3 protein-coding genes are annotated in these 4,210 nt (G+C 58.6%); all 3 read right to left on the bottom strand.

The window, feature by feature from the left end; genetic code table 11:
- Positions 1–1,356: 1,356 nt before the first annotated feature.
- Positions 1,357–1,818 carry a hypothetical protein gene (locus LDO26_RS18060; RefSeq protein WP_232132481.1) on the bottom strand — a complete coding sequence of 154 codons (462 nt, stop codon included), beginning with the start codon at positions 1,816–1,818 and terminating at the stop codon, positions 1,357–1,359.
- A gap of 17 nt (positions 1,819–1,835) precedes the next feature.
- Positions 1,836–2,240 carry a hypothetical protein gene (locus LDO26_RS18055; RefSeq protein ID WP_232132480.1) on the bottom strand — a complete coding sequence of 135 codons (405 nt, stop codon included), beginning with the start codon at positions 2,238–2,240 and terminating at the stop codon, positions 1,836–1,838.
- A gap of 1,615 nt (positions 2,241–3,855) precedes the next feature.
- Positions 3,856–4,210 (bottom strand): hypothetical protein (locus tag LDO26_RS18050; RefSeq protein WP_232132479.1); only part of this gene is annotated, 355 nt, incomplete at its 5' end.

The raw sequence follows: 4,210 nt of genomic DNA, 5'->3' as shown, positions 1-4,210 counted from the left end.
GAAGCGAAGGAGCCGGATGAGATCGCGGCCATCTGGTACTGGTAGAAGCCAGTAGCACCCAAGATTTGCGCCGAGGCAATGAAGAGCGCTAGAAGCCAGGTGGTTCGTTGCTGAAGCTGCGGCATAGAGCCTAACGCCTGAATTAAGCCGCGCCGCGAAGCGGCGTCGGCTTGAATGAATTGTTAGGCGGTGGTGCCAGGAGGTGATGAACCATGGACCGTGCTCCCCAGCACTGCCGCCGTGAGCCGAGCATGCCACAGGTGACGGGCTTGGGGCTTGCCCGAGGCACTGACCGCTGGATGTAATCGAAGCCAAAGGCAGCGAGCGCAGCTGGGTGATGAAGCGAAAGGGCGAAGCAGCGACCGGTCCGATAGCGGTGAACGTGAGGACAGCGACCCGGAGCCGACCGCCGACGCGCCAGTGCGCTTGCCGAAGATGGAAGCCCCGCCGCACGTACGGCACTACCGCCTAATGCCTGAGTTAAGCCGCGCCGCGAAGCGGTGTCGGCTTGAATGAATTGTTAGGCCTCTTACCAGCCTTCAAGCCGGGCAAGAGACTTCTAAGCCAAACTGTACTTGCCTGACACATATGTACCCAACTCACCCCGCGTCTTGAACTCGGCAACGATGCTGGTGCGGCTGCACTCCTGATCCTCATCGTTCCACTCTTGGTATGCGTCGTCAGCAGTGAAGCGTGCGAGGTACAGAGGGGATCGCTGCTGGTCGCGGCCACGGGCCTGATACACAACCCTCACGAGAAGCGTCCCAGTCTGGCCTGAATCCAGACAAGTGACACGGCTCTCTGTGGATTCTGTCAGAAGATGCTGAGGGAGCATTAGGGGCCTAACGCTGGAATTAAGCCGCGTTGCGAAGCAACGTCGGCTTGAATGAATTGTTAGGCCGCACTTGCGCGTGCACTGTACAGCCCGGTGATACGGGTAACCCGGCCAACTGCGACTCTCTTTGGCCCCTCATGGCAATAGAACTCTATGCCAGGCTTGATGCGGGCACGATGAGTTTGCTCTCGCATCTCATCAACGACTACGGTCATCCGTGCGGAGAGGTCTACGCCTAGAGGCAGAGGCGAATCCGTGGGCAAGCTGTCTCCATTGGGTTCGTAGAAATCAGGCCAAATCATAAATAGCTGGTCGGAGGAGTCGTCCGCAGCGTACGAGAAGTCCCAGCGGATGCCATTGAAGGGGGAAGTCTTACGGCCACCCTCTGACTCCGTAAGAATCCGGATGGTCGCCTCAAAGTCATCTGCTGTCGGGTAGAGACGGTGCATGGTGTGCGGCCTAACGCCTGAATTAAGCCGCGCCGCGAAGCGGTGTCGGCTTGAATGAATTGTTATGCCCCATCACGGCTGACACTCCGCTCTAACAGACTGTACTACGTCGTCAGCGATCGTCAGCTGCAACCAACACGGGAAGTCGGACTTGGGAAAGTACTCCATGAACTGTCCATCCTCGCGAGCGACAATCAATGGTGGGCCATGCAGGGCTTGCACCTGTGAGAGCGCCATGCCAGGACAGATGCCGCTTGGAGTGCAGTGCTCTTGGCTAGTGCTCAGAATCTCTCCGACTCGGCGCCCCTCACCGAGCCAGATGGTAAGGCCTGGGTAGTCCAGTTGGATGTTGAGGAAGTCGCCGGTCTCTGTGACGCGCTGAGGTTGACCGAGCAAACTCACCACAAGGGACTCTTCGGCATCGAGTGCGACGCCGCCGATGGAGATATCTTCATCCAGAATAGTTGGGAGCTCCACAGCTGAGCAGGAAGCTGCGAGCAAAGAAGCGAGCAAGGCGCTGGCACTGATTGGCATGGGGCATAACGCTTGAATTAAGCCGCGCCGCGAAGCGGCGTCGGCTTGAATGAATTGTTAGGGTGCAGCCGCCGGAGCAGAAGAACCCAAGCTGGGAGTGCCACAGCGAACACGATCAAGTCAGTCGCGAGCGCCGCGAGCGTGAATGGCCGAGTGGACGGAACTGACATGAGGTAGAAGTCGAATGCCGCTCCAAGAAGAGAGATGGTTAGGGCAATGAATGCTGCCCATTCGCGGTAAAGGATGAGAACAGGAAGCGAAAATATTGCCCCAGCCAGGACGCCGCAAAGAGCCGATCCAACGAGTAGCCCCGAGAGTTGCCAGGGACGAGTAGAGAACAAGTCTGGCAGCCAATGAACCCACATTGCGAGTTCTGCGTGAACAAACCAGTGGCCGTACAGCAGCGGCAGGTAGAGGATCATCTGTAAGAACAATCGCATGGCTTCCCCTGCGCCCTAACGCCTGAATTAAGCCGCGCTGCGAAGCGGCGTCGGCTTGAATGAATTGTTAGGCCTCATGGCTGGCATGCCACGGCCACAGCCTCAACGGCACCGGCTGGCATCGAAATTTGCAGCCAGCAACTGAAACCTGCTGGCTGATACTCGACGAAGGTGCCGGACTCTCTTTGGACGGGGACGGAAGGGCCATACAGGCGACTCACTTCCGAGGCCGGCATGCCCGGACACAGGCCGCGTGGCGTGCAGGCCTTGGGGCCGGTACCGCGGAGTGCCAAGACGCGCCGTTGTACCCCGCACCCCGTTGCTCAAGCCAGCCTACCGTAGCGACAAGACCGGGATACTGTAGCTCAATGCCTTCGTCAGTATCGACTCGGCGCGAAGGCTCGCCCAAGAGGCGAAGCACACTTGCCTCCGTGTCGCCTGACACAACGCCCCCAATGCTCAGCTCAGAGGACGGTATCTCACGACACCACGCCGGGGTCGTAAGGAGGAGTATTAAAAGAGCGAGAGTGGTTCGCATGAGGCCTAACGCCTGAATTAGGCCGCGCAGCGAAGCTGCGTCGTCTTGAATGAATTGTTAGGCCGTACCGCCACGGCTGCTGTCCGACTGGCCCTCATGGACTGCAAGGAAATCAGAGGCGCTAAGACCGTACTCATGCTCGGCCTGCATAAACGCTGCGTCCAAATCCTCATGCCATGTGTCACCACAGAGCTCCCCGGTCCGAGTATACCGATACATCATGCAGTGCTCACTACCTGGCTCAAGTTCAATCTCGACTCGGTCGGGCAGCGGCATTGCATCTCCTCTCGCTAATTCCCCACCAGAAATGTACCCGATGGTATGCATGTCTGGACACCTGAACTCTCGAGGTCGTGCAACGTACTTCATAGCGGCCTAACGCCTGAATTAAGCCGTGCCGCGAAGCGGCATCGGCTTGAATGAATTGTTAGGGCTGTGAGCCCCGTGGCCCAACCCCGGATCAGCGAACTGTACGACAAAGACACCGGGATTGGCTTGCCCCGTGAACTCTCGGGAATCCGGGTGCTGCGCACAGCACCATCAGCCAGCGGCTTGCGGGAAAGGCGATCGGGAAAGATGGTGCGGCGCAGAATGCCGGAGCAGGGGGGCTGGCCCCGAAAACTGCCCGACGCGGAACCCACGCGAACATGAAAATTCGGGAACAGCCCTAACGCCTGAATTAAGCCGCGTTGCGAAGCAACGTCGGCTTGAATGAGTTGTTAGGCAGCAGTGGCCGATAGAATTGCAGCCGACCATTGCTGCCTGCTTGAACAACACAACGAAGGCCGATGATGCCACAGCCGACAAGACGGGGCTTGCCCGGTGAAGCTGGAGGTGTGGAGCCGCCGAAGCCAAAGGCAAACCGAGTGTGGCGAACCTGACGCCAAGGCCGAAGCCGCGAACTGGCCGATGCTGGAAATGGTGAAGAACGGTGGCCGGAGCCGACCGGGAAACAGCTAGTGGATTGGCCGAAGCAGGAACCACCCCGAACATTGCCCCACTGCGGCCTAACGCCTGAGTTAAGCCGCGCCGCGAAGCGGCGTCGGCTTGAATGAATTGTTAGGCCGCTGAAGCCACATGTGCCAGCGCCCCCAGCCCTACAAGAATATCCGAAAGATCGGTTGCCTCCGATTGCGTGGCAACAGCTACGGTTTGAGAAGTACCGCCAAGAACACTCTCCATGACCGCAGCAGAAGCCTTAAGCGAAAGAGCGCTGTGCTTGTGCAATGCCTCGATGCACGACACTACTTGGATGCCGGGCTGCCAACTATGGATCACGACTTCTGCGGTAATCCCCCCGCAGATTAGCTGATCCCAGAAGTGGAATTTTCTCGTACGCTTTCCCGAGGAGGTTCCATGAAGAAGTCCCGCTTCACCGATAGCCAGATCATCGCCGTGCTCAAGCAGGCCGAAG

This window comes from Proluteimonas luteida (genome assembly GCF_021191695.1).
In the GTDB taxonomy this organism is placed as follows: domain Bacteria; phylum Pseudomonadota; class Gammaproteobacteria; order Xanthomonadales; family Xanthomonadaceae; genus Luteimonas; species Luteimonas luteida.
The sequence above is the reverse complement of the archived record's forward strand: the minus strand, read 5'-3'. Positions and strand labels throughout refer to the sequence as shown.